Origin of the sequence: Sphingomonas sp. PvP055 (genome assembly GCF_040546365.1) — a bacterium.
Lineage (GTDB): Bacteria > Pseudomonadota > Alphaproteobacteria > Sphingomonadales > Sphingomonadaceae > Sphingomonas > Sphingomonas echinoides_A.
In genome coordinates this window covers 148,539-172,887 of sequence record NZ_JBEPNS010000003.1, presented here as the reverse complement: position 1 = coordinate 172,887, position 24,349 = coordinate 148,539, and the positions used below count along the sequence as shown (strand labels likewise).

The following is a 24,349-nucleotide window of genomic DNA, read 5'->3' as shown; positions in this document are numbered from 1 at the left end:
CAATGGGTCCTGACCCTAGCCTGATCCCCCCGATACGTCGGGCGCAGCCTTCGGATCGGGGTCTTGCGCCTTGCCCTTCGCGGCGCCCGGCTGCTTTGCGCTCATGGCGGTCAGATAAGCGACGATCGCCGGCACGTCGGCTGCGGCGACGGGGGCTTTGTAGACCTCGCGCATCTTGGTGACCTCCGCGGTCCACTGGTCGGCGGAGAGTGGCGGCTGGTTCAGCGCCATGCTCGCCGAATGACACGAGGTGCAGTTCGCATTGATGACGTCGGCATGCGGGCCGGCGGGATATTGCCCTTCGTCGGTTGGGAGATCGACCGAAGTGGACGCCAGCGAGAAGCCGCGCGCCGAGACGCTTGGCGGCGGTGGTGCGGTCGGGGCGGCAGGCGGCGGGGCGACGCGGCTGTTCGGGGCACCAATCGCGAGCAGAAGAACGACGGTCGCGCCGACGAACCCGAACGACAGCGTGCCGATGGAAGGCGTTTTCATGGGGGAGCGCTCCTCAGCCGACGACGATGTTGGTGGTTTCGATGTTGCCGCGCATGAACCCGCCCGGGTTCCAGATCGGCGTCATCGGCTGCGCGATGCCGGCGGTGTTCCAGCAGCGCGACATCAGCCTGGTCGGGCCCGCATGCGTGAGCGGCACCTGCGCATCCCAGCGGCGGAAACTGTATTTGCCGTGATCGGGGCCGAGCACTGTCTTGTACCAGGTCTTGCCGTTGTCGGTCGACACATCGACCTTGGCGACGCCGCAATCGCCCCCCATCGCAATGCCGCCCAGCGGGATTGACCGGTCGAACGCGATTGCCTGCCCTTCGTCGAGGCTCGTGACCCAGCTGCGCGGGATCATCTTGTTGATGGGCACGGCCGGGAAATCCTTCTGGCCAGGCCGCACGTTCGCGCCTGGAGTGTCAGGGATCTTGTACGCCTTGGCCATCCAGTAACCGTCGTCGGGTGCGGCGAGCACCTCGATGTCGTTCAGCATCTTGACCCAATAGGTCGAATACCAGCCGGGTACGATCAGCCGGACCGGGAAGCCGTTGAGGAGCGGCATCTGTTCGCCGTTCATCCCGAAGGCGAGCATCACTTCGCCGTCGCGTGCGTGGTCGATCGACAGCGACTTGGCGAAATCCGGTCCACCCGCGACCACCGGTTGGTCGAGCGCACCGAACCGCACCGCAACCGCGCCCGGCTTCACGCCGGCGATGTCGAGCACGTCGCGCAGGCGCACGCCGAGCCATTTGGCGTTGCCCATGGCCCCGTGACGCCACTGCGCACCGGCAACGGGCGGCTGGAACAGCGCACGCGAATTGCCCGAGCATTGGTTGATCGCCGCCAGCTCGACGCGTGGCAACTTCAGCAGTTGCGCGAGCGAGATCGACAGCGGCCGCGTGACCGCGCCGTGCACCTTGATCCGGAACGCCTCGACATCGATCGCGGTCGGAATGTCAGCCCAGTGCCAGCGGACGAAGAACTGGTCGTTTGGCGTGAAGACGTCGCCATTGAACACGCTCATCGGCGTTTCCAGCAAAGGCGGGTGGATACGCTGGAGGATCATGTTGCCCTTGCCGGGGAACGCACTGGTCATCGGCCGTTCCGACGGACCGCCCGGCAGGTGCAGATCGACCATGCTCTGCGCCAGCGCGGGTGCGGCGATCAGCGCGCCGCTGCCGATCGCGGCCTCTGCGAGAAAGCGACGGCGGTTCGTCGCCTGCGCCAGTTTCATATCCAGGCTGTCCACCAACATTCTCCCGTTTCTGTCATGTTCTGTATGCGCGACCCGTCCGCCGGTCTGCCCGGTACGGGTCGATCAGATTCGCCGGTTCGATCCGGCAGGACGATCGGTTTGGCCCATCAATTGGCTTGGGCAATGCAGGGCGACACGAACAGGTTGCCGCGCCAGCCGCCCGCGACCGTCTTGGCGCCGACCAGCAGCCACATTGCTGCGAGCGCCACTGTGAGGACAGTGCCGACGATCCCGAAAAAGCCGAGCTGAAGCGTCGTGCCGAGCTTGAAGGTGGCGACCGTGGAGACGCCAAGCGGGAAGGTATAGCCCCACCAGCCGAGGTTGAACGGAATGCCCGCGCGCCAGTAGCGGATCGTGATCAGCGTCGCGAGCGCCAGCCACCACAGACCGAAACCCCAGAGCAGCAGCCCGGCAATCGTGCCAATCCCCTGCGCTACCGCGCCGATCTGCCCCAGGCCGTTGGCGGCGAGGATCGCGGGCGCGTTGCTGCCGAGCACCAGCATCCCAAGCGCGCCGGTGCCAATCGGACCGAGCGCGAGCCAGCTCGAGGCGGCCATGCTCTCGTGCGGCAGCTTGTGCAGTGCCATCCGCAGGATCAGGATCGCGAGGATGCCGAACGCGACCGGCACTGAATAAGCCCAGAGCACATACGACGTTGCGAGCACGACGAACTGGTGATGCGCGTCCGCCAGATGCGGGGCGAGCAGGCCGCCGCTCGCACCTGCGACCTCCGCCGCGACCACCGGCAGCAGCCACACCGCGGTCATGCCGTCGAGCGAATGTTCGTGCCGAGTAAACATGAGGTAGGGGATCGCTACACCGCAGGCGAGCGACATCGCGACGTCGATCCACCACAATGTCTCGGCGATCGGGATCACGCCAGCGCCGAACCGCGGCAGGCCGAATGCAAGACATCCGTTGATGATCGTCGCCAGCCCCATCGGGATCGTGCCGATGAACATCGACACGGTGTTGTGCCCGAAGATCCGCCGCGCCTCGTGTCCGAACATCGTCCAGCGCGCGGTGTAGAGCCCGGCGAACAGCGTGAAGAGCGCGATGTTGAAGTACCACAGCGCCTCGCCGACCGGGTGCAGCGATGCGCCGACGCCCGGCACCTGCGGCAAGGCGAGCGCGAGAATGCCGGTGCCCATCGTAGCGGCGAACCAGTTGGGGGTGAACTGCCGGATCATCTCGCGCGGGGAGTCGAGCCGGCTGAGGGGCTTCAGGCCATCGAGAACGGGTTTCAGATCGGCGGTCACTTGCCAGGCTCCCTGATGAGATCGGTCAGCGCATCTGCCGCGCGCGTTCGATACCGCTCTTTATGGCGCAGCGCGTAGAACGGACGCCGCGGCAGACCGAGCGGCAGATCGTGCAACGTTCCGGCGGCGATTGCTGGCGCGACGACATGCTGCGACAGCACCGCGACGCCTGCGCCGGCCTCGACCGCGCTGCGGACTGCCTCGTTCGATGGCAGGGTCAGCGCTATGGTGAGGTCCGACGGATCGACGCCACGCTGACGCAATACCTCTTCGAACGACGAGCGCGTGCCCGATCCCTGCTCGCGGACGATCCAGCGTGCGGCGCGGATCCAGTCCTCGTCGATCGTGTCGGCTGCGCGGTCGCTTACCAGCACCATGCGGTCGTTAGCGACCGTCCAATGCGCGAGCGCGGGCTCGTCGATCACACCCTCGACGAAGCCGAGCTCGACCGCACCGTCGAGCACGCGCGCCGCGGCCCCTTCCGTGTTGTCGATCGCCAGTTCGATCGTGATCGCGGGGTAGCGCGCATGGAACGCCGCTAGCTGGCGGGGCAGCCAATAGCCCGCGATCGTTTGGCTTGCGACCAGCCGCAGTGTGCCGCGCTCCAGCCCGGCATATTCGGCCAGTGCAAGTTCCGCGCTAGCCGCACGGCCAAGGACGGCGCGTGCGTCGATCAGAAACATGCGGCCCGCTTCGGACAGTTCGATCCCGCGGCCGACCCGGTGGAACAGCGGCACGCCGTGCCGAGCTTCTAGCGCGGCGATGGCAGCGCTTGCGGCCGACTGCGTCACATTGAGCGCTTCGGCAGCACGCGTCATGTGCTCGCGCTCTGCGACACCGACGAAAATCCTGAGTTGTTCCAGGGTCATGCCCGATCTCCTTGCCCTAATAATAGGGAAAGGAGATCAATCTCACCAACCAAAGATTATGGTCATTCCAATCAGGTATACCGGTCGTTCATTTCAGAATGTCGATGACCGCCTCACGTTCATCGACCAGTTCGGCAATCGTGCGATCGAGCATCGTTCGCTGGAATGGATCGAGGATCAGTCCTTCGATACGCGCATACCCACCGCTTTTGCAGTGCACCGGCACGCCGCACACCAGCCCTTGCGGGATACCGTAGGAGCCATCTGACACCACGCCCATCGACACCCAATTGTCGCCTGCGCCGTGCACCCAGTCGCGTAGATGATCGATCGCCGCATTTGCGGCCGATGCGGCCGAGGACGCACCCCGTGCTTCGATGATCGCGGTTCCGCGCTGCGCAACGGTGGGGATCAACGTTTCGCGGTACCAAGCCTCGTCTCCAATACGGTCGGCGAGCTTTTGGCCATCGAGTTCGGCATTTCCCCAGTCGGCAAACATCGTCGGCGAATGGTTTCCCCAGACGACGAGCTTTGTAATCGCATCGACACCGACACCCGCTTTGGCCGCAAGCTGTCCCTGCGCGCGGTTGTGATCGAGGCGGATCATCGACGTGATGTTTTCGGCAGGGAAACCCGGCGCGCTTTGCGCAAGGATCCAGGCATTTGTGTTGGCGGGATTGCCGACGACCAGGATCTTGGCGTCGCGTTTGGCCACTGCGTCCAGCGCTGCGCCCTGCGTCTTGAAGATCGCTGCGTTGGCAGCGAGCAGATCACGGCGCTCCATGCCCTTCGAGCGGGGACGAGACCCGACCAGCATGGCCGCATCGATGTCCTTGAAAGCCACCATCGGATCATCAGTAATGATCACATCTGCCAGCAGCGGGAACGCGCAATCCTCCAGTTCCATGACCACGCCGCGTACTGCGTCCAGCGCCTGCGGCACGTCGAGCAGTTGAAGGATAACGGGCTGGTCCGGTCCGAACACGTCACCCTGCGCGACCCGGAAAGAGCAGCGAATAGCAAATTTGTCCTGCGGCACCGCTGATCGCGATCCTGACGGGGGGCTTGGTCATTTTGGAAAGGGCTTTCGTTGGGAGATTACAGACGGTGTGAGACCGATCAACGCGCCGCCAGGGCAAGCGCCGCATCGCGCCCGGATGGCACCAGATTGGCGAGACCTTTTCCTGATCGGACGGCACCGGGAACGTAGATTAGGCTTTGCGCATCGGTACTGATCGGGATCGTCGACGCGGTGGTGTACGTCAGCGTGTCGATCCCAGCGACCTTGTTGGTTCCGGCCAGGCTGGCATAGATCCTCGTACCATCGCCCGACGGCCAAACCGCACTCGGAGCCGCTTGTAGCGGGACGGTTGCCACAGCCTCCAGGCTGTCGGTTCTATAGACCTTGATTGCAGGTTGATCGCCGCCAACGCTGACATAGGCAAAGGAATCGTCTGCGCGCTGGGCGAAGTTGACCGCGCCCGTTGCTGGACCAGTGTTTATCACTTCGCGTACCGCAAACGGCGGTTTGGCAGCAAAGACCGTGGTCGTGCCGCTCTCGCGGCGTGTTGCCCAGATCTGTTTGCCATCTGGCGAGACCGCGATTGCTCCCGCACCTGCACCGTTGCTGGCAACGTGTCCGACGACGCGCCGATGCTCGACGTCGACAACCAGGATGGACGGCCTTTCAGTAAGCGATACAAAGGCATAGCGTCCGTTTGGCGACAGGATGGTCGCGCCTGCTCCGCCACTTGCTGGTACGCGGGTGATCTCCCGCGCGGTCTTAGGATCCACGACCGCGATGGCATGTTCATCGCCGAGCGAAACCCAAAGTTCGTGCCCATTGGGCGTAAACGCGACGGCGGTAGGAGACGTCTGGAACACGGTCCGGCCTCGTTCCGTGTTCGTGGCCAGATCTACGAGCGTCACACTGTGCTGCGCTAATGCCGATACCGCCAGGGTCCGCCCGTCACGCGTTGCAGCCAGGTGCTGGACTTTGGGGCTGGAAAAAGCTGGGCTCAGCTATCGCGCTTTTGGCGAGGTCGATGCGTCCCAGTTCGTTGCCCGCTGCAGGATCGATGACAACGATCTTCGTCGATGTCGGGTCAGACACATAGATCCGGTCATGATGGCTAAGGTCGATATCAGCCTTCGACCACGGTGCCTGAACCGCCTTGATATCGTAGGGAAAGTCGTCCGCCGCAGGTGCAGCCCAATAGGCCTGAGCGATCGCCGGGACTGGCGCTACGGAGGCCAACATCGCGGCAACCAAAACGATCGCAGCTTTCATCGTTCGATCCTTATCACGGACCCGGCGGGTGATCGTGCCGGTCCGATGCCGCTAGATCGACCGATATGTCCCTCGCGTCCAACGCATGGTCGCGATGATTTCAATACGAAAACGCGATTATAGATCGCCGACCGTTCCTGTTAAATGATTGGAATGACCGTGGTTATGCGTTGGACCGACCGCCCCGCCGCAATCATCTATCCTGTCACGCTCGGCATTCATCGAGACGCGCGGAGACTTCCTCATGGCAACACAGCCGATCTACGATCTCGCTACCGAGACACTCGTTGCTCCTAAGCCTGTGCGTCGACATCTCGCAATCGTGCCGGATGCAGGCAATTATGACGAGCTGGAAAGAACGGCTCCAGGCATCGCATCGCGCGGCGTCCATCCTGCCACGTTGGGCTTGCTCGTCGGCGTGTATGCAGCAATGTTGCTGACTTTCTGGACCTTCTTCGCACGTGATGCAGCTACGGCGCTCGTCCTGACGGTCGTGTCGGTCTTCATGATCCTGTATTTCGGTCTGATTGCTGGCGGCATCGTACTCAGCGATACTCCCGCCCCCGGCGAACCCCTCCGTTCGTTCTCGGAGTTCATCAAGGGCCCGGTCGATATCTTGACGGGCACGATCACAGGGCGCGAAGCGGCTGTACAGATGCTCTTTCTCCCGGCCTGCATGGCCGTGCTAGCAACGATCATCGGCATCATCGCTCGCGTGTCGTAAACAGTAAAACTAGGGACAGGACGATGAGATCACGCACGACCTTGCTGATGGCGATAGGCTTGTCCGTATCGACCGCTGCTATCGCGCAAACGGACGGCTTCGCGTCCGCGATGGATGCGGCGATGACGCGGATGCACGGCGCGATGATGACCGGCTATTCAAACGATCCCGATCGCGACTTCGCAAGGATGATGATCCCGCATCATCAAGGCGCGATCGACATGGCCGAAATCGAACTGCGCTATGGCAAAGACGAACGCCTGCGCCGGCTTGCGCAGGGAATCATCGTCGAACAGCGTCAGGAAATCGCGGTGATGCAGGGCATCCTATCCGAAGGCGGCGCGTTGCCACGTCACACCGAACCGACCGCGACCGGTCACCCCCATCACGGAGACCGTCCATGAAGCGTTTCACCCTAACCGCCTGCGCCGCCTTGTGCTTTTCAGGCCCTGCGTTTGCCCAGCAAGTGCCCAATGCGACTCCCGACATCCCTGTCAGCGCGCAGGACCGGTTCTACACGTCGGACCAGTTCTCCAACACCGTGTCGGTGATCGACCCATCAACCAACACGCTGCTCGGCGTCATCAAGCTCGGCGACCAGACCCCCGCCAACCTCAGCCCGCTCTACAAGGGGCAGCTGCTTGTCCACGGCATGGGGTTCTCGCCCGATCGTAAGACGCTGGTGGCGATCTCGATCGGTTCGAACTCGGTGACGTTCATCGATACCGCGACCAATGCCGTGAAGCACACGACCTATGTCGGGCGCTCGCCGCATGAGGCGTTTTTCCGCCCCGACGGTCGCGAAGTCTGGGTCGCGGTGCGCGGCGAGGATTATATCCAGGTGCTCGACGGCAAGACCTTCGCGCCGACCACGCGCATCCCCGTCCCCAACGGCCCCGGCATGACGATTTTCTCGCCGAACGGGAAATACGGCTATGTCTGTTCGAGCTTCTCACCCGAGACCGTGGTGATCGACACCGCCTCGAAGAAGATCGTCGGTCGCGTCAAGCAGGCGAGCCCGTTCTGCCCCGACATCGCCGCGACGCCCGACGGCAAGCAGGTCTGGTTGACGCTGAAAGACGTCGGCAAGGTCATGGTGTTCGACGCCAAGCCGCCCTTCGCGGTGCTGAAGACGTTCGACACCGGCGCGATCACCAACCACGTCAACATCGCCCGCACCAAGGCCGGGCAGTTCGCCTATGTGACGGTCGGCACCGAGAACGTCGTCAAGGTGTTCCGCACCACAGACTTCGCGCAGGTCGCGAGCATCCCGGTCGGCGCGCTGCCGCACGGCTTGTGGCCGTCGGGCGACGGCACGCGGATGTATGTCGGGCTGGAGAACGCCGACGCTGTTGCGGCGATCGACACCGCCAGCAACATCGTCATAGCGACGATTCCGATCGGTCAGGGGCCGCAAGGCGTGGCCTATGTTCCCGGCGCGGTGCCGGTAGGCGACGGCAGGGCAAACCTGATACCGCTCGCACAGGCCGGCATGAAGATCCAGCTAACCCTCGCTGGGACTGGCCGCAGCCAGGTCACGCTGTTCGATCAAGGCCAAGTCCAGATCCTGCAGGCGGCGGTTGCGGGCCTCAGCCCAAAGATGCCCTATGTCCTTGGGCTATCCTCCCGCGCTGATGGTGGCGGCGTGATCCAGCCTCTGGCAAAGTTCATGACTAATCCGGCGGGCGGCGCGATCGTCAACACGCTCGGACCGCTCCGCCAGATCGTCAGCGACGCGAAGGGCGACATGCGCCGGTACCTCGTCATTGCGTCAGGCGACCCGATAATGCCGGGCGCTGTCGTTCAGGTGCAGAAATGAGGGTTCAGGTGAACTCTGCGCCCCGCTGTCCGTGTCCGGTATCTTGGTCATGACGCCGGTATAGGTTGCCGCAGCGTCTTGAGGCTGTCGGAAAACACATGATTTCCGATGGCACCTCCGTGGCCACGGACGCGGTCATTAATTGAGGCTCAGCCTGGACGACAAACCCTGTCGCTTTGCCTGAGTAGGCGGAAACCCGATCTTGGCGGTTTTCCGTCACTATCGATCGTTAGCGTTTAACTGGCTCCGTTCTGTGCGCCGCCCCCTGTCTCCGACAACGACATCAATCTTATTTTGCACGACGAAACAACCGGCGACACGAAGGTCGTTCAGCGGGCCGCAGCATCGACTGGGACGGTGCTACCTGATTCTTGAATCGTCGAGTTTAACCCGGACGTAATTTGGGATGACGAAGCGGTGAGCAGCCGGAGTGTCGTCGAAAGCACGAACTTTTGGTGCCACTCGCGCTATTCTCCCCAGCCCGGCGACTGACGAAATCACAAAAACCCCTCTCCAGCATGTTCGCGAAATCGCTCATGATCGCGCACGTATTCCGCGACCATGTCGATGGAGGCGTGCCGGCTATGCTCACGCATCTTGAACAGATTGGCATTTTGTCGCCCCGCCTCCGTCAGGAACCCAGCCCGCAGCGAGTGGCCGGAGAATAAGCCCTCCGGATAGCCCGCGGATCGGGCAGCGGCTTTCACGACAAGCGCCACACCCTGCGCGCTCATCGGCTGCTCGGTGAGCCGCCCTTGCGGAGTCAGCTTTCGAAACACCGGACCGCTGTCGATCGCGGCTTTCTCAAGCCAGGCGCGATAATGCCGGACGGGCTCGAGGCGCCGACCATCGGGTATGGCGACACTATGCCCCCTGCCCTCCTGGTCGGTTTTCGACGTTGGGACGCGGACCAGCAATCCGCGCGTATCGTCCAACACCCGGCCCACGGTAATCGCCACAAGCTCGGAGCGGCGAAAGGCCCCGGCCATTCCGATCGCCAACAAGGCCCGGTCACGGTACGACCGAAGATCCCCGCCATCGATCGTCCGCAACATATCACGCAACACGTCGCCGTCTGCGGGGCGCTTCTTACCCGACGGATCGTCGCGCTTGTCGCGCCGGATGGCACGCATGGCTTTTTCCAGCCGCGCGCCGTCTGGCTGTTGCGTCGGCGGATCGAACCCCGCTGCGCGGTGCGCAAAGACGATTGCAGATAGCCGTCGACCGATCGTCGAACGCCCTAACGGCTTGGCCAAAGCCTCGCGCCCTCCCCGCGCCCTATGCGGCGTCCGTGGGACGAAGCCGCGCTCGGCGAGTAAGGTCAGGAATGCAGCGACGATCGCCGGCGTCGCGGGCAGCGATCGATAACCGCTTTCCTCGCACCAGGCACAAAACAGCCGCCAGTCGGATTGGTAAGCGCGCAACGTCGCTTCTGCCGACGCGCGAGCGACATAGCCATCGACGCGGTCGCGATCGTCCGGCGCCAGATCGGGTAGGTATGCTGCGAGTTCGTTGACCTGATCGGCCACGACGAGGTCGCCGGCCAAGCTCGTGTCAGTTTCGGCGTCGTGTGACACGTCGGGTCGCTCGATCATCAACTAGGCCGGATGTCACGTTTTTCATCGCCTGACAGGTACGCGAACGCTCAATTTGACGCCAGCATGTTTCTAGCGGGAATACATTTTATCGCTAGAATTATTTGCCGGATAATCCGCGCTTGTGATTTTATCCTGACAATCCGATTTCCGCGATTTTGCCTGATTTTGCGTTTTATACGTTACTTGACGGTTATCCGTGTTTTCCCTATTTGATCGATATCGGCTTTAAGCCGGTAGTGCTTCTACCACGATCCGCGCATGCAGGTTGAGCCCGCATTCGCGACCGAGCCCCCCGCGTACAGGCAGCAGCCTGCATGCGATCGAGATCCCGCCCCGCAAGGCAGCAGCCTGCAAAGCATCCAGCACAGGAACACCCGCTCATGGCGACGAGCATGGAAATCGTACCCTCGGGCGAATTGCAAAAGCAGTTCGGCCGCTATTCCGACGAGGCAATGATCCGCCCGGTCGGCGTTAGTCGGAACGGCCGCGTGCGCTTCGTCATGGTCCCCGTCGATGAATACGAACGCCTGCGCCGTCGTGAACGGATCGCAGGCCGCGTGGAGGATCTTGATGACGAAACCCTCGAAGCCATCCGCGGCGTCGAACCCGGCCGCGGCGCCCAAGACGCCGAAAAAAGGCTCAACCCCGCCGCAACCGGGTGAAGTCCTCAACTACAGCTACTTGTGGGAATACGAGTACGTTAAAGGCCGGGATGAAGGTATAAAGGACCGGCCCGTTGCCGTTGTTCTGGTGACTCGTCAGAAGGACGGGATCGACCAGGTGCACGTCGTGCCGCTGACCACGAAAGCCCCTACCCGCGATCAGTTGGCGATCGAAGTGCCCGACGCCATTCGGCGTGATCTCGGCCTGTCGGGCGATAGGTCGTGGATCATCATCACTGAGTGGAACCGGTTTGCCTGGCCCGGCTACGACATCCGACCGATTCCGGGGCGCGAGCCCTCTGTCAGTTATGGCTACCTACCAGCAAGCTTCTTTCGGCGGGTCCGTGATGCGATCGTGGCTGCTGGCATCGGCCGTCCGGTGGATCGCGACTGACACAACCGGCATCGATCGAAATCAAACGTCGATCGCCCTCGGACTTCGTGCTTTCAACGACACTGAGAGTTGCGATTAGGGAAGTGATGTCGGTCGGAGAGTCTATGCGTAAGCCTCTCCGGACAGACGCCCCGTCGCGCGCAAAAGCGCGGCTTGGGCGATCAGAACATCGCTGCGGCTGCGCGCAACGGCGAGCTGCGCGGCACGGAAGCTCTGGTCAGCAACAAGGATGTCGATCGTTGAGCGTAAACCGTAGCTATATTCAGCGCGTACACCCTTGAGTGCAAGGTCGGCAGCAGCCAACCCATCTACGTTCGCTTTCAGTCGGGCACGCGCGGCAATGAGCGTCGCCCAGGCGGCATCTGCACCGCGTATCGCTTCCCGCGCAGCGGCATCGATCTGAAATCGCTCGGCGCGGTACGTCGCTTCTGCCTGCCTCACCCGCGAAGACAGCAGCCCGCCGGTCAGCAGTGGCACCCGAAGTGCCAGCCCCGCAGAGGCCGCGGCCTCATAACCTCGAACGCGCTCGTCGGCTATCCGACCACCATAGCCATAAGCGCCGTTTAGCGCCAGGAACGGCGCGCGTTCGGCTCGCTCTCGACCGATTCGCGCCGCTGCTGCATCGGCGACGCGGCGCTGCTGGAGCAGAAGCGGATTACGAGCCTGCGCGGCCTCGCGCGCCGTTTCCAAGTTCGTTGGTAGCGCCGTCGGCGGCGGAGTTTCGGTGGACAGTGCGTCTGCCGACTGCCCGACGATCGAGCGATATGCCGCAGCCACGGTCGCGAGGGTTCCTTCCGCATCAGCCATGTTAGCGACAACGCTTGAGCGTTGCGCCTCAAGCTGGGCAACGTCGGTGCGGGTCGCCTGGCCCAGCCCGAAGCGCGAACGCGCCTCGGCGACCTGGGCGTCGAGCCGCTCAATGCCTACCCGCGCCACCTCCACCGCCTGCTGGTTGTAAAGCAGGTCCGCGTAGGCGGCGACAACGCTCTCAAGGATCGCCGCCTCCGTATCACGCAGACCCTCGGCCCCGGCCGCCACGTCGTTGTTCGCCGCGCGTACCGCTGAGGATACTCGGCCCCCGGTCCAAACGGGCAGTGTAGCGCCTACACTCACCGTGCCGGCGCGACCGACGCCGAGCCGGTCATAACCCGCCGTGGCACCGCCATCAGCGGACGGTCGACCGAGGGCGCGCGCCTGTTCAGGCGCCTCCGCCAGCGCTTCCTGCCGAGCACGAGCTGCTGCAAGCTCAGGGTTGGAGGCATAAGCCGTGGCGACCGCCTCGCGCAGCGTCTCTCCGCAGGCTGGAGTCGCCAGAACCAGTCCTGCAGCAATTAAGGGCCACTTATTCATGGCGCAACGCCCAAGCCGGCGCGGCGCGACTGGCGCGCAACGATTGGGCGAGTACCGTCAGCACAGCGATGACAATCGCGAGGACGCTCGCCCCGATAAAATAAAGCGGTGACAGCGTGATCCGATCTTCGAACCCCGCAAGCCAAGTCCGCATCGCGACGAAGGCGAGCGGCCATGCGACCAGATTGGCGATCATCACGGGGCGCAGGAACTGGCCGACCAGCAGCCTGACGATGTCGGCGGACGACGCACCTAGCGTTTTGCGGATGCCGATCTCTTTGATCCGCCGGGCCGTGTTGAATGAGGCAAGACCCCACAGCCCGACGCAGCCGATCAGCACCGCCAGCCCCGCGCCGATGGCGAACAGTCGGGTCGCGCGATCATCGTCCTCGTAGAACTCTCCCAGCCACTTGTCGGCAGTGTCGCCGTCAAACGGAACCTGCGGTACCATCCGCTGCCAGATGCTGCGCACAGCTGCCACCATTGCGTGCGGATCGCCCGTGTAGCGGATCGACGCCACCGCTGTACCAGCCTTCTCCGGCTGTCGAGAGTAGACGTAGTAGGTCGCGCTATTGGGTTCGCGTGGGCCGAAGAATTGCATGTCGTCGATGACGCCGATGATCGTTCGCGGACGGTCGCCGCCTACGGTCTTGCCGATCGCATCCTGCGCTGAGCGGAAGCCGAGCGTCGGTATAGCGCGGCGATTGATAACAATGTTGATCGGTGCGCCTTTACCGAGCGGCTCCGAGTCATCGGCTCCGTGTGCGTCGTCGAACACCCGCCCCGCAATCAGTCGACTGGCGTACACATCGAAGAAACGCGGACCGACAACGACCCAGCGCAATGACGGACCAGGTCCGACTACGCCTGGCAGCGGTACGTTATCGCTGTTATTCTCCCCACTGCCGCCCACCGCGCTGTTGCCGACAGTAACATCGTTCACTGCGGGTATCGCCCGGATCGCCGCGACGACCGCACTCTTCTGTGCCGGATCGATCAGACTATCGGCCAAAGAGCGGACCACCAAGAGTCCGTCGCGCTTGAAGCCCAGATCGGTCTGGCGGACGTGCCTGGTCTGCGAAACCAGTACGAAGGTGCCGATGGTAAAAGCGATGGCGAGGCCGAACTGAAGCACCACTAGCGCCTCACGAATACGGTTGCCGGCCCGCCCGCCACCCGGCGCACGCGCCGAAGCGAGCACGGTGGCGGCTGGAAAACGCGACAGCAGTATCGCCGGATAGGAGCCAGCGGCGATGCCCACGAGCACCACCAGCGCGACTAGCGCCGGCGCGACCAGCGCGTAAGGGATCGTCAAAGACAATCCGCCCGCCGCGTTAACGAGCGGCAGGCTGAGTTCCGCGAGCATCAGGCCGATGATGGCGGCGATTGCAACCGTCAGAATCGCCTCGCCGAGGAACTGGCCGACCAGCGCGCGCCGGTCGGCGCCAAGCACCTTGCGCATCGCGACCTCGCGAGCGCGCAGTCCGGCGCGGGCGGTCGCGAGGTTCACGTAGTTGACGATCGCGATCAGCAAGGTGAGCAACCCGACCACGCCCAGCGTCGTGACCGTCATCTTTCGGCTCGCACTCTGCGTCCCCTGTGGTTCGAGATGCATCCTCGCGATCGGGAGCAATTTGAGCTGTTGCGTCCTCGAGGCGTCCTTGCCCATGTCCTTCAGCCCGCGACGATCGACGAACGCTCCAAGCTTCTGCTGGAACGCTTGTGCCGTGGCCGGTGTGTCGAAGCGGAGAAAGGTCTGTAGGGAGGAGCTTCCCCAATGAAACCAGGTTTCCGATGGCGGCGTCCGCGGAAGCGGGATCAGGATGGAAAAGTTAAGGTCGCTGTTCTTGGGGAGGTCGCGGAAGACCCCCGCGACGCGATAGGCGTCGGAGCTGTCCATCCCGACCGTCAAGGTCTGACCGACCGGGTCGCTAGCTCCGAAATATCTGCGGGCAGCACTTTCGCTGATGATTGTGTTTGTCGGTGTGCGTAGCGCATCGCGCCCGTTGCCGCGCGACATCGGCAGGTCGAACACTTCGAAGAGGGACGGATCGACTTGAGCTACGTCGTCGGTAACCGCGATGCCCCCGCGCAAGACGTTGCCGGCACCCTTGCCGCCGCGCACCCGGGTGCCGACCGTGCCGGGGAAATCCTCGCGCATTTGATCAAGGAGGCCCCCCATCGTCCAGGGATAAGCACCATTAAACGGGCTTTCCGGAAGGTTCCATACGGTCTGCACCGCGTAGACTCCGTTGTAACGCGGGAGCCATTTCTCATAGCTTGTCTCGAACCGGACGTAGAGGGCGAGAACTAGGAATACCGCGATCCCCACCGCCAGTCCGCCGACGTTGAGCGCAGCGTAAAGCTTGTGGCGGGTCAGCGAGCGGTAGAGCGTCAGCAGGGCGAAGCGGTTCATCTGTCTCGTCCGTGTTTGAGAAAGGAAGGTCAGCCGCAGCGGACGATGGCGCTGCCACCCTTGCGAACGTCGCAGCGTGCACCGCCCGAAACGCGGATCATGCCCGAGCCACCCGCGCCGATCGTAGCGGTACGAGACGCCGTGGCGGTGACCGTGCCCGATCCGCCCAGATCCACCGTGACCGCCGACGTAGCTAGCCCACGCGTATTGATGCTGCCCGAGCCGCTCATGTCGATCGCTACAGTGTTTGCGTGGCCGCTAGCGACGATCGATCCCGATCCGGACAGGTCGAACCGAGCAGTCCCGACGCGCAGGTCGGTCAGTACGATCCCGCCGGAACCCGAGATACTGGCAGCGAAGTCGCGGCGTTCGATCGCACCAGCGCGGATTTCACCCGACCCTGAAAGTAGCGCAGCCCGCAGCGACGGCATCGTAACGGTGATGCGCGCGCCCTTGTCACGCCACGTACCGGGGCGCCGGCCGACGCGCAGCGTTTCGCCGCGGACATCGATCGCTAGCGCGGCGATGGCGCGCGGATCGCCGGTCGCGACCACCGACACGGTCGACCCCTGAACTATCTGGATCGAGTCTGACGCGGTCAGCTCGACTGCATTGAACCCGCGGACGTTGAAGCGTTGCTCGCTGGATTGCGGCGAGGCCGGGGAGGAAGCGACGGCGAGCGTGAGGGCGGCGGCATGGGTAAGTCGGTTCATGATCGGTCCTTCGGGTCAGAGGGCGCGGGCGACGGAGGTGACTATGCGGCCGTCGAGCATGTCGATCCGGCGCCGCGCCATGTCGGCGTGGCTAGGAGAGTGCGTGACCATCACGATCGTCGCCCCCTCCTGGTTGAGGCCGGTCAAAATGTTCATCACCTGCGCACCGTTTTCGGTATCAAGATTGCCGGTGGGCTCGTCCGCAAGGATCAGCTTCGGGTCGCCGACGATCGCGCGGGCGATGGCGGCACGCTGCTGCTGCCCGCCGGACAATTGGTGCGGGTAGTGACGCGCGCGGTGAGCAATGCCGACCTTGTCCATCGCTGCCGCAACGCGCTGGCGGCGGTCGCCCGCCTTGTCTTTGCGATAGGCCAAACCAAGCTCGACATTTTCGGCGATCGTCAGCTCGTCGATCAGGTTGAAACTTTGGAACACGAAGCCCAGCGTGCTGCCGCGGAACTTCGCCAACTCCTTCTCGTCCAGCGCCGCCAGGTCTCGGTCACCGAACAGATATCGCCCCCCGGTCGGCCGATCGACGGTGCCGAGCATGTTGAGCAGTGTCGACTTGCCGCAGCCAGACGGGCCCATGATCGCGACAAACTCGCCAGCTCCGACGTGCAGGTCGATGTCGTGAAGCGCGGTGGTCTCGACCTCGTCGGAGACGTAGCGGCGCCGGATGCTCTCTAAACGGATCATGGAACGGCCCTTCAGCGGAGGTTGAGGATGTCGCCCTTCACGGACGAAGTGTTCGAGGTGGTAATGCGTTCGCCGGACGAGAGGCCGGACAGGATTTCGACCTGCTCGGGGTTGCGGCGACCGACCTTCACCACCCGACGGCGGGCATGGCGACCGTCGGCATCTAGGACGAAGGCCGAAGATCCGCTCCCCGCCTCTAGCCAGCCCCCCACGGGGGCAACCAGCGCTGGCGCGGTGCTGCCGAGCGTGATGCGGATATCAAGCGTCTGGCCGCGGTTGAGCCTGACGCGCGCGGCACTGTCGAACGTCAGCTCGACACGGAAGCGGCCATCCTTGACCGCAGGCAGCACCTTGCTGACCGTCAGCCGCGCACCATCGGCGATGGCGCGCTGCCCGACCGCCACGCGGCCGAGATAGAACTCGTCGACGTCCGCCTCCAACTTCCACGAGCCCTCGCTGTCGATCTGTCCCGCCGGGTCGCCGGGTTTTAGGGTTTGGCCGGGCTGGATCGTGAAGTTGGTCAGCCGCCCGCCGGTAGGTGCGCGCACGGTCAGCGCGTCGAGGCCGGCGCGTACCGCGGCTAGGTTTCCCGACAGCCGTCCACGCGTATCTGCCAGCCGCGCGGCTTGTGTCGCGGTGATCCGCGCCTCCGCCGCACCGCCCGATTGCAGCTGCGCCACGCGCTTTTCCTGATAAGCAGTTTCTTCTGCAAAGCTCTTCACACCAGCGTCGGATACAAAGCCCTGGTCGTGCAACTGCTGGCGAATGCCGAGTTCGCGGCGCGCCTTGATGAGGTCGTAATTGGCCTGCGCGATCTGGCCCGCACGGTCCAGGCGGTTGCGCTCGATACCCAGATCCTGACCAGACACGTCGCCGAGCTGCCCGGCGATCTGTGCCTCGCGTGTCAGAACATCGAGCTTGAGCGTCGGATTGGCAAGGCGAGCAATTGGCTGACCGGTGGCCACCATCGCACCGTCCTGCACCAGTAGCGTCTCGACCTGCCCCCCCGACAACACGCCGACCAGCGTGGTGACGCGCGGCGCTACAGTGGCGCGCACGGGGAGGTAATCGGCGAACGGCGCGCGGATGACTGTGCCGATCTCAACGTCGGCGAGCTCGATGTCAGTCGATCCGCTCGCCGGCAGGAAACGCCACAGCATCAACGCGACAATTACCACCGAGATGGAGATCAGCACTGTCCGGCGCCGCCACCACGGCGTCGCCTTTCTCGCCACCCTGCGATCCATGCTGGCACCGGGAGAGGTGGTTGCGTGTACGGGCTGTTCGGTCATCATGCGGACAGTGTCGCGCAAGAATGCCGAAATGCCGAAAAGGCCTAATTACAATGACTAAGCAGAACATCCCATCGTCCGTGCTGTCCGACCCCGGACACGCTGTCCGCCAGCGGACAGAAAACTATGTGTCAAGCGGTGCAACGATTCTACTCGTCGACGATAATCCGGAGGTTGCGCGCGCGATCGCGCTGGCGTTCGATTGCGCTGGGCACGCAGTCGACGTAGCAGGCGGACCGGAAGAGGCGTTTTCGATGCTGGCACAGCGGCGCTTCGATGCGATCCTGCTCGATCTGAACTTTACGCAAGGGCAAACCAGCGGCGCGGAGGGATTCGCTTGCCTTGCGCGCATCGTTGCCGACGATCCCGCCGCGGCCGTGGTCGTCATCACGGCACACAGCGGCATCCGTATTGCTGTCGCTGCAATGCAGGCGGGCGCGGTGGACTTCGTGATGAAGCCGTGGCGCAACGACGACCTGATCGCGCGCGTCGAGGCCGCGATCGCCAAGCACCTACGACCCGTCGCCGGTGCGGCCGCCATCCCCACCACGCCCCACCGGCTGCTTGGCGACAGTCCGCCCATTCTCGCCGCACGTGACCTCATCCGCCGCATCGCACCGACGTCCGCGAGCGTGCTCATCGAGGGCCCCGCCGGCAGCGGCCGCAACCTTGCTGCCACGCAGATCCACGAGAGCTCTCCTCATGCTGAGGTTGCGATTGTAACGATCGACGTGCCCGACGAGGGGGCGTGGTCGCGCATGGACGGGATCACCGGCACGCTGATACTACGCGATCCGGATCGTTTGGATGCCGTAGCACAGACACGGCTGCTCGACCGTTTGCCGGACAACCTGCGCACGATCAGCATCGTTGAGGATGCCGCTCGCTTGTCTTCTCGACTGCGGGCGCGGCTCGCCACGATCGTCCTAGCACTACCGCCCCTTGCCGCGCGCGGGGATGACGCGCTGCTGCTCGCGCGGCATTTTGCGCGCATCGCGGCCGAACGTTACGGTAAGATCGCCCCACCCTTCACCGCATCTGCCGAGGGGCTCATCCTGTCGACGCAGTGGACCGACGAAGTGCGCGGGCTCGCTCAGGCGGTCGAGCGTGCGGTGTTACTTGATGACGACGGCGTTATCGATGGAAGTGCGCTGGCACCCACCCTAGTCCGGACGATTGCCAACGCAGCGCCCGACCCGGCAGCACCTCTCGACGTGTCGCTGTCCGCGTCAGAGCGCGTGATGATTGAGGCCGCGCTGCGCCAGTATCATCACAATGTCAGCCACGCCGCGAATGCGCTTGGGCTTACCCGGCAAGCCTTGTACCGCCGGATGACCCGCTATGGTCTCTGACCGGGCACTCAACCCCCGTGGTCTGGGCGCCATCGCCGCTGCAACAGGGTTGATCGCTGCGGGAGGTCTCACCGTCTGGGCACTGCGTTACGGGTTTTACGGCACGATGGTGTTCGGTGTCCTGTCGGCGATCTGGCTTACAACGCTACTGTGGTGGAGCGCTAGCGAACCACGCGATACCGCAGCCGTAGCAACCGGCGAGCGAAACGAAGAACACGAGGACGAGCGGGTCATGCTGCGCACTCTCCTTGACCAAGCGCCCGGGGCGCTGCTCGCGATTGAAGGGACGCGTGTTCGTGCGCTCAACCGTGCCGCACGGTTGCTGTTCGCGACCGACGATCTCGTCCTGCCAGCGCCCGCCCCACTGCTGTCCGGCGACGCGGCGCGGCTCCGCCATGACGGACGAAGCTGGCGTATCGATCGCGTCGCCGTCCAGGGTGCTGCGCCGGGCATGCTGATTGCGTTGATCGACGTCGAGGCCCAGGAACATGCCGCTGAGGCACGAGCCACCCGCGACCTGCTGCGAGTCCTGGGCCACGAGGTAATGAACGCAATGGCACCCATTGCTTCGCTCGCCGAGACCGCGCTCGCGGTACTGGCGGTGCCCGAGCGGCGTGACCGGCTCCTACCCGAGATCCTTGGTACGCTAGCCCGCCGGGCCGATGGCCTGCGCCGGTTCACCGAAGCCTATCGCCAGGTAGCACGACTGCCCGAACCTACACTTGCCCCGGTTTCCGTCGCCGACCTCTTCGCCGATCTCGCGCGGCTCTTCGACGGACAGTGGCACGGGGAAGCGCGGCTAACGATCGCGGAGGTGGGCAGCCTGATCGTTTCGCTTGATCGCAGCCAGATGGTGCAGGCAATGCTGGCGCTGCTGCACAACGGCGTCGAAGCGACGACTGTAACAGATTTACCGCCGATGGTGCGACTGTCTGCTACGGTATCGACGGATCGCCTGACCTTTCATGTCGCCGACGACGGCCCCGGCATCGACCCCGCCCATCGCGCATCGATCTTCCTGCCCTTTTTCACTACGAAGGCCGACGGCAACGGAATCGGGTTAGCCGCTGCGCGCCAGATAGCTCAAAGCCATGGTGGAGACGTGACGCTACGTGCTACTCGTCCAACGACTTTCGACCTTTCGGTGCCGCTCTGACATCATAAGCCAAGCGCTTTATCTCGGCTCAGAACCTATGCGAGAAGGTCTGCGCGTTGGACAAACCGCCGGCCGTTTGTCGCGGCCTCTTTTCCAAACAGGCGTTGTTTTCGAAACTTAGAGCTCAGGACACGGGAGAGCGTCTAGCTCCGCCCAGCAGCATGCATTGGCCTTGTCGCCAGCGCGGCATGTCACAGAGATTGATCAAGCTGCTATCGACGCGCAACGGTTACGAAGACGACCCACCGGCGGACGCTCGCGACTGTCATTGCCCTTCCCAGTTTCGGACGCTCATTCATCTGAATTCGTCCAACCCGCCCTGGAGCAGATGCAGTGTCATGCAAGTGACGCTGTTTCGTCATCAATATGAAGAATGGAGGGCATAGCTGCTCCTTCAAACCGGCGGAGATAAGGCCGGCAACATCTAGGGGCATCATGAAATTCATCACCAGCGGCGCGCTCGTCTCTCTGCTCGCCGGCACGCCTGCGCTGGCTCAGACGGCACAAAACCTTCCATCGACCGCGACCCAGCCGAACGAGGAAAGCCAGATCGTCGTCACGGGCACGCGCGATAGGTCGCGTACACAGTTCGACACCCTCGCCCCCGTCGACGTCCTGTCCGGCGACGACGTGCGTTCGAGCGTTTCGGGGGATCTGTCCGATACCCTCGCGCAGCTCCTACCGTCGTTCAACGTCCAGCGCCTGCCCGCCGCTGACGGCCAGGCATTCGTCCGCCCGGCGACGTTGCGCGGCCTGTCCGCGGATCAGACGCTCGTGCTGGTCAACGGCAAGCGCTATCACCGGTCGGCCTTGCTCGGCACGCGCGGTGCGCAGGCACCCGATCTGGCGGGCATCCCATCGCTCGCGATCAAGCGGATCGAGGTGCTGCGCGACGGCGCGTCGGCGCAATACGGCTCGGATGCTATCGCCGGCGTCGTCAACATCATCCTCGACGATACCGCGGGGATGGAGGCGTACGGGCAGTTCTCGCAATATTACAGAGGCGACGGCAACGAATACAAGACCGGCGCTCGCGGTGGCATCGCGCTAGGGACACGCGGCGCGATCGTCGTCACCGGCGAGTATGACAAATCCGAGGCGACATCGCGCACCCGCCAGCGCCCCGATGCGATCGCGTTCCAGGCGGCAAACCCGACTCTTGCCGTACCCAACCCGGTGCAGCGCTGGGGCCAGCCTGACGAGGAGCGCATCCGCGGTGCGGTCGACGCGCATTATGCGCTTGCCGACGCCGCCACGGTCTATCTGTTCGGTACGGCGCAACAGGGCGAAGGCGTCACCGACTTCAACTGGCGCAATCCCGCAGGCACCGGCAGCGTCTACAACCCGAGCAGCGCATTTCCCGGATTCTCGTTCCGCAGTATCTATCCGGTCGGCTTCACGCCACGCTTCGGTACGACATTTAGCGACTATCAGGCCAATGGCGGCCTGCGTGGCGATCTCAGCGACCGCTTCCGCTATGATCTCAGCGCTGCGGTCGGCCGCAGCCGGATCGCCTACACGCTCAACGAAAGCCTGAACGCGTCGCTCGGATCGGCAAGCCCGACCAGCTTCTACCTCGGCCAGCTCGAACAGCGCGAATTCAACCTCAACGCCGATTTCGTCTATCGCCTGCCGGTCGGTACCGCGCAGCCGGTGAACATCGCGTTCGGCGCGGAGCGGCGCCGCGAAACCTATCAAGTCTCGGCTGGCGACCCGGCATCTTACGCGGTCGGCGCCGGTGCCGCGACCGGTCTCGCGCCCAATTCCAACGGCTTTCCGGGTTTCAGCCCGAGCCTCGCCGGCACCTTCGACCAGACCAGCTATGCGGGCTATCTCGATCTCGAATGGCAGCCGATCGAGATGGTGACGCTCGGTGCGGCCGGACGCTACGAGGATTTTTCCGAGTTCGGCGACACCTTCAATTACAAGCTATCCGCCCGGTTCGAGCCGATCAAGGGAATCGCGGCCCGCGGCACCTATTCGACGGGTTTCCGCGCGCCGACACCGGGCCAGCTCAATACCTCGCAGACCACGCAAGGGCTCGACACGAGGACGCTGCAGATCTTCAACCAGGGCCGCCTGTCGCCCGGCGATCCGCTGGCGATCGCGCTCGGCGCCAAGCCGCTGACGCCCGAAACATCGAAGACGGCGACGGCAGGGCTGACCTTCCAGAGCCGCATCGGGCTGACCGGCTCGGTCGATATCTATCAGATCGACGTCGACAACCGGTTCGGCCAGTCGCAGACGTTCGCGGTGCCGGCGACGTTCGCCAACCCGCAGCGCTTCACTGCGGTGTCGTACTTCACAAACGATTTCGACACGCGCACCCGCGGGATCGATGCAGTGCTGTCCTACGCCCACCGCGCAGGGCCGGGCCGCGCAAGCCTCAGTCTCGCGTACAACTACAACCAGACCAAGGTGCGCAGCGGCGCCACCGCGGCGATCCCCAACGATACCCAACGCCGCATTTTCGAAGAGCGCCTGCCCAAGCATAACGGGACGGCCTCACTCGGCTATGACATTGGCGCGGTGTCGTTGCTGGCCCGTGCGCGCTATTATGGCGGCTGGACAGACGTCACCGGCAACGCGACTGGCGAGCTGTTCCAGAAGTTCGGCTCGATCGCCTTGTTCGACGTCTCCGCCAGCTACCGGTTCGACGAGCATTTCAACCTGCGCGTCGGTGCGGAGAACGTCGCCAACACCTATCCGGCGGAGGCGACCAATCAAGCCGTTCGCGGACTGATCTACTCGCGCAACGCGCCCTACGACACTGATGGCGGACAATATTACGTCCGCGTCGGGATGAACTTCTGATGGCCGTCGTCGATCGCCGCCTGTTCCTTGCCGGAGCTGCCGCCCTTCCGGTGGCGGCACGGGCACAGTCCATTCCATTCGGGGGGATCGACGAAGCCGCGTTCTGGAAAGACATCGCGTCGCAGTATGACGTCACGCGCGACGTGATCCAGCTCGAGAACGGCAATTGGGGCATGATGGCACGTCCCGTCCTCCAGGCATACGAACGCAACGTCGAGCGCGTGAACCGCGACACCAGCTATTACACGCGGCGCGGGATGATGGCCGACTGGATCGCGGCACGCGATGCGTTGGCGGCCACCTTGCGGGTCCAGCCCGATGAGGTCGCGTTCACGCGCAACGCAACCGAGGCGCTGAAGACGTTGATCCTAGGCTATAATCGCCTGACGCCAGGCGACACCGTACTCTACGCCGATCTCGATTACGACAGCATGCAGGCGTGCATGGAAAGTCTTGGTCCGCGCCGCGGCGTGTCGGTGATGCAGATCGCATTACCGGAGCCGGCCACGCGCCAGTCGCTGATCGATGCCTATGCGCAGGCGATGGAAGCGAACCCGCGTCTCAAGCTGATCCTGCTCACGCATCTCAGCCATCGTACTGGACTGGTCCTTCCGGTCCGCGAAATCGCCGCAATGGCGCGTGCGCGCGGGATCGCGACGATCGTCGACGCTGCGCATAGCTGGTGCCAGCTCGACATGACGCTGGCCGATCTCGACTGCGATTATATCGGGATCAACTGTCACAAATGGTTGGGGGTGCCACTCGGCGTTGGCGCGATCCATATCCGGCGCTCGGCGCTGTCGGCGATCGATCGCGATCCCGCCAATCCGACGTCCGACCGCGATACCATCAATGCGCGTATTCATACCGGGACGGTTGATTTCGCCGCTCCGCTGACGGTGACCGCCGCGCTGGCATTTCAGGAAAATATTGGCAGCAAGCGCCGCGCAGACCGGCTGGCAGCCCTCCGCGATCGATGGGTCACACGCGCGCGCACGCTCCGCGGTATCGAGGTCCTGACACCCGAGGATCCTGCGCTGCATGGCGGCATCACTGCGTTTCGGGTCGTCGGAAAGACCAGCTCGGCGGACAATGTGGCAATCGCAAAGACGCTGCTGGACCGGTTCGGCATATTCACCGTACACCGTGACGGGCCTGCCGCGGGAGCATGCGTACGGGTAACGCCCGCCTTGTT

The 24,349-nt window shown here is 63.9% G+C and carries 21 protein-coding genes and 1 pseudogene; 9 read left to right on the top strand and 13 right to left on the bottom strand.

Annotated elements, in window-relative coordinates:
* Positions 1 to 15 precede the first annotated feature (15 nt).
* From ABIC16_RS20730 to ABIC16_RS20700, 7 genes are all read right to left on the bottom strand, one after another.
* A complete protein-coding gene (locus tag ABIC16_RS20730; protein WP_037535047.1) occupies positions 16 to 492 on the bottom strand; it encodes a hypothetical protein in 477 nt (158 codons plus the stop codon).
* 13 nt (positions 493 to 505) lie between these two features.
* Positions 506 to 1,750: a molybdopterin-dependent oxidoreductase gene (locus ABIC16_RS20725; protein ID WP_019054679.1), complete on the bottom strand. Its 1,245-nt coding sequence runs from the start codon at positions 1,748 to 1,750 to the stop codon at positions 506 to 508.
* A gap of 107 nt (positions 1,751 to 1,857) precedes the next feature.
* Positions 1,858 to 3,009 carry a TDT family transporter gene (locus ABIC16_RS20720; protein WP_354292810.1) on the bottom strand — a complete coding sequence of 384 codons (1,152 nt, stop codon included), beginning with the start codon at positions 3,007 to 3,009 and terminating at the stop codon, positions 1,858 to 1,860.
* Complete coding sequence (locus tag ABIC16_RS20715) at positions 3,006 to 3,878, bottom strand: LysR family transcriptional regulator (RefSeq protein WP_354292808.1); 873 nt, start codon at positions 3,876 to 3,878, stop codon at positions 3,006 to 3,008. Before ABIC16_RS20715 ends, ABIC16_RS20720 begins: the two co-directional genes overlap by 4 nt.
* Before the next feature lie 88 nt (positions 3,879 to 3,966).
* Positions 3,967 to 4,917 (bottom strand): malate dehydrogenase, encoded by a 951-nt coding sequence (locus tag ABIC16_RS20710; protein WP_502958370.1) that lies wholly within the window; start codon positions 4,915 to 4,917, stop codon positions 3,967 to 3,969.
* Between the two features lie 80 nt (positions 4,918 to 4,997).
* On the bottom strand, positions 4,998 to 5,807 hold the full coding sequence (locus ABIC16_RS20705; RefSeq protein ID WP_354292806.1) for a hypothetical protein: 810 nt from the start codon (positions 5,805 to 5,807) through the stop codon (positions 4,998 to 5,000).
* Positions 5,808 to 5,847: 40 nt separating this feature from the next.
* Positions 5,848 to 6,168, bottom strand: a complete 321-nt coding sequence (locus ABIC16_RS20700) for a hypothetical protein (RefSeq protein ID WP_354292804.1) — start codon at positions 6,166 to 6,168, stop codon at positions 5,848 to 5,850.
* 244 nt (positions 6,169 to 6,412) lie between these two features.
* Between ABIC16_RS20700 and ABIC16_RS20695 the strand changes: the two genes are divergently transcribed.
* Genes ABIC16_RS20695 through ABIC16_RS20685 form a run of 3 tightly spaced genes read left to right on the top strand, consistent with a single transcriptional unit; the run spans position 6,413 to position 8,711 of the window.
* On the top strand, positions 6,413 to 6,892 hold the full coding sequence (locus tag ABIC16_RS20695) for a hypothetical protein (protein WP_354292802.1): 480 nt from the start codon (positions 6,413 to 6,415) through the stop codon (positions 6,890 to 6,892).
* 23 nt (positions 6,893 to 6,915) lie between these two features.
* The gene (gene copM / locus ABIC16_RS20690; RefSeq protein WP_353461429.1) at positions 6,916 to 7,296 is read left to right on the top strand and encodes a CopM family metallochaperone; all 381 of its coding nucleotides are present in this window, start codon (positions 6,916 to 6,918) and stop codon (positions 7,294 to 7,296) included.
* A complete protein-coding gene (locus ABIC16_RS20685) occupies positions 7,293 to 8,711 on the top strand; it encodes a YncE family protein (protein WP_354292800.1) in 1,419 nt (472 codons plus the stop codon). Before copM ends, ABIC16_RS20685 begins: the two co-directional genes overlap by 4 nt.
* 497 nt (positions 8,712 to 9,208) lie before the next feature.
* On the opposite strand, the gene ABIC16_RS20680 is transcribed toward ABIC16_RS20685, so the two are convergent.
* Positions 9,209 to 10,288, bottom strand: a complete 1,080-nt coding sequence (locus ABIC16_RS20680) for a site-specific integrase (protein WP_354292798.1) — start codon at positions 10,286 to 10,288, stop codon at positions 9,209 to 9,211.
* A gap of 413 nt (positions 10,289 to 10,701) precedes the next feature.
* Here ABIC16_RS20680 and ABIC16_RS20675 point away from each other — a divergent pair, with 413 nt between their 5' ends.
* Complete coding sequence (locus ABIC16_RS20675) at positions 10,702 to 10,971, top strand: type II toxin-antitoxin system Phd/YefM family antitoxin (protein WP_354292797.1); 270 nt, start codon at positions 10,702 to 10,704, stop codon at positions 10,969 to 10,971.
* Positions 10,880 to 11,365: a hypothetical protein gene (locus ABIC16_RS20670; RefSeq protein ID WP_354292795.1), complete on the top strand. Its 486-nt coding sequence runs from the start codon at positions 10,880 to 10,882 to the stop codon at positions 11,363 to 11,365. The genes ABIC16_RS20675 and ABIC16_RS20670 overlap by 92 nt, the downstream gene beginning before the upstream one ends.
* Positions 11,366 to 11,467: 102 nt before the next feature.
* Here the strand turns inward: ABIC16_RS20670 and ABIC16_RS20665 are convergent, their stop codons facing one another.
* The 5 genes from ABIC16_RS20665 to ABIC16_RS20645 are packed head-to-tail and all read right to left on the bottom strand — an operon-like array spanning position 11,468 to position 17,853.
* Positions 11,468 to 12,715 carry a TolC family outer membrane protein gene (locus ABIC16_RS20665; protein ID WP_354292793.1) on the bottom strand — a complete coding sequence of 416 codons (1,248 nt, stop codon included), beginning with the start codon at positions 12,713 to 12,715 and terminating at the stop codon, positions 11,468 to 11,470.
* Positions 12,708 to 15,131 carry an FtsX-like permease family protein gene (locus tag ABIC16_RS20660; protein ID WP_354292791.1) on the bottom strand — a complete coding sequence of 808 codons (2,424 nt, stop codon included), beginning with the start codon at positions 15,129 to 15,131 and terminating at the stop codon, positions 12,708 to 12,710. The genes ABIC16_RS20665 and ABIC16_RS20660 overlap by 8 nt, the downstream gene beginning before the upstream one ends.
* Before the next feature lie 29 nt (positions 15,132 to 15,160).
* A complete protein-coding gene (locus tag ABIC16_RS20655) occupies positions 15,161 to 15,844 on the bottom strand; it encodes a head GIN domain-containing protein (RefSeq protein WP_192191424.1) in 684 nt (227 codons plus the stop codon).
* A gap of 15 nt (positions 15,845 to 15,859) precedes the next feature.
* Positions 15,860 to 16,540 carry an ABC transporter ATP-binding protein gene (locus ABIC16_RS20650; protein ID WP_354292789.1) on the bottom strand — a complete coding sequence of 227 codons (681 nt, stop codon included), beginning with the start codon at positions 16,538 to 16,540 and terminating at the stop codon, positions 15,860 to 15,862.
* 11 nt (positions 16,541 to 16,551) lie between these two features.
* Complete coding sequence (locus ABIC16_RS20645; RefSeq protein WP_354292787.1) at positions 16,552 to 17,853, bottom strand: efflux RND transporter periplasmic adaptor subunit; 1,302 nt, start codon at positions 17,851 to 17,853, stop codon at positions 16,552 to 16,554.
* Between the two features lie 107 nt (positions 17,854 to 17,960).
* Between ABIC16_RS20645 and ABIC16_RS20640 the strand changes: the two genes are divergently transcribed.
* The 4 genes and pseudogenes from ABIC16_RS20640 to ABIC16_RS20625 form a co-directional block, all read left to right on the top strand.
* A complete protein-coding gene (locus ABIC16_RS20640; RefSeq protein WP_056677439.1) occupies positions 17,961 to 19,184 on the top strand; it encodes a sigma-54-dependent transcriptional regulator in 1,224 nt (407 codons plus the stop codon).
* A 109-nt stretch (positions 19,185 to 19,293) separates the two neighbouring features.
* Complete coding sequence (locus ABIC16_RS20635) at positions 19,294 to 20,340, top strand: sensor histidine kinase (protein ID WP_354292785.1); 1,047 nt, start codon at positions 19,294 to 19,296, stop codon at positions 20,338 to 20,340.
* 435 nt (positions 20,341 to 20,775) lie between these two features.
* Positions 20,776 to 23,154, top strand: a complete 2,379-nt coding sequence (locus ABIC16_RS20630; RefSeq protein WP_354292783.1) for a TonB-dependent receptor plug domain-containing protein — start codon at positions 20,776 to 20,778, stop codon at positions 23,152 to 23,154.
* Positions 23,154 to 24,314, top strand: a pseudogene (locus tag ABIC16_RS20625) (aminotransferase class V-fold PLP-dependent enzyme); the annotation flags it as partial. The gene ABIC16_RS20630 and the pseudogene ABIC16_RS20625, both read left to right, overlap by 1 nt.
* Positions 24,315 to 24,349 lie beyond the last annotated feature (35 nt).

Bases quoted from the DNA above. Each gene is read 5' to 3' on its own strand.
- ABIC16_RS20730 (WP_037535047.1), bottom strand. From the start codon at position 492: ATGAAAACGCCTTCCATCGGCACGCTGTCGTTCGGGTTCGTCGGCGCG.
- ABIC16_RS20725 (WP_019054679.1), bottom strand. From the start codon at position 1,750: ATGTTGGTGGACAGCCTGGATATGAAACTGGCGCAGGCGACGAACCGC.
- ABIC16_RS20715 (WP_354292808.1), bottom strand. From the start codon at position 3,878: ATGACCCTGGAACAACTCAGGATTTTCGTCGGTGTCGCAGAGCGCGAG.
- ABIC16_RS20700 (WP_354292804.1), bottom strand. From the start codon at position 6,168: ATGAAAGCTGCGATCGTTTTGGTTGCCGCGATGTTGGCCTCCGTAGCG.
- ABIC16_RS20695 (WP_354292802.1), top strand. From the start codon at position 6,413: ATGGCAACACAGCCGATCTACGATCTCGCTACCGAGACACTCGTTGCT.
- copM (WP_353461429.1), top strand. From the start codon at position 6,916: ATGAGATCACGCACGACCTTGCTGATGGCGATAGGCTTGTCCGTATCG.
- ABIC16_RS20685 (WP_354292800.1), top strand. From the start codon at position 7,293: ATGAAGCGTTTCACCCTAACCGCCTGCGCCGCCTTGTGCTTTTCAGGC.
- ABIC16_RS20675 (WP_354292797.1), top strand. From the start codon at position 10,702: ATGGAAATCGTACCCTCGGGCGAATTGCAAAAGCAGTTCGGCCGCTAT.
- ABIC16_RS20670 (WP_354292795.1), top strand. From the start codon at position 10,880: ATGACGAAACCCTCGAAGCCATCCGCGGCGTCGAACCCGGCCGCGGCG.
- ABIC16_RS20665 (WP_354292793.1), bottom strand. From the start codon at position 12,715: ATGAATAAGTGGCCCTTAATTGCTGCAGGACTGGTTCTGGCGACTCCA.
- ABIC16_RS20660 (WP_354292791.1), bottom strand. From the start codon at position 15,131: ATGAACCGCTTCGCCCTGCTGACGCTCTACCGCTCGCTGACCCGCCAC.
- ABIC16_RS20655 (WP_192191424.1), bottom strand. From the start codon at position 15,844: ATGAACCGACTTACCCATGCCGCCGCCCTCACGCTCGCCGTCGCTTCC.
- ABIC16_RS20650 (WP_354292789.1), bottom strand. From the start codon at position 16,540: ATGATCCGTTTAGAGAGCATCCGGCGCCGCTACGTCTCCGACGAGGTC.
- ABIC16_RS20630 (WP_354292783.1), top strand. From the start codon at position 20,776: ATGAAATTCATCACCAGCGGCGCGCTCGTCTCTCTGCTCGCCGGCACG.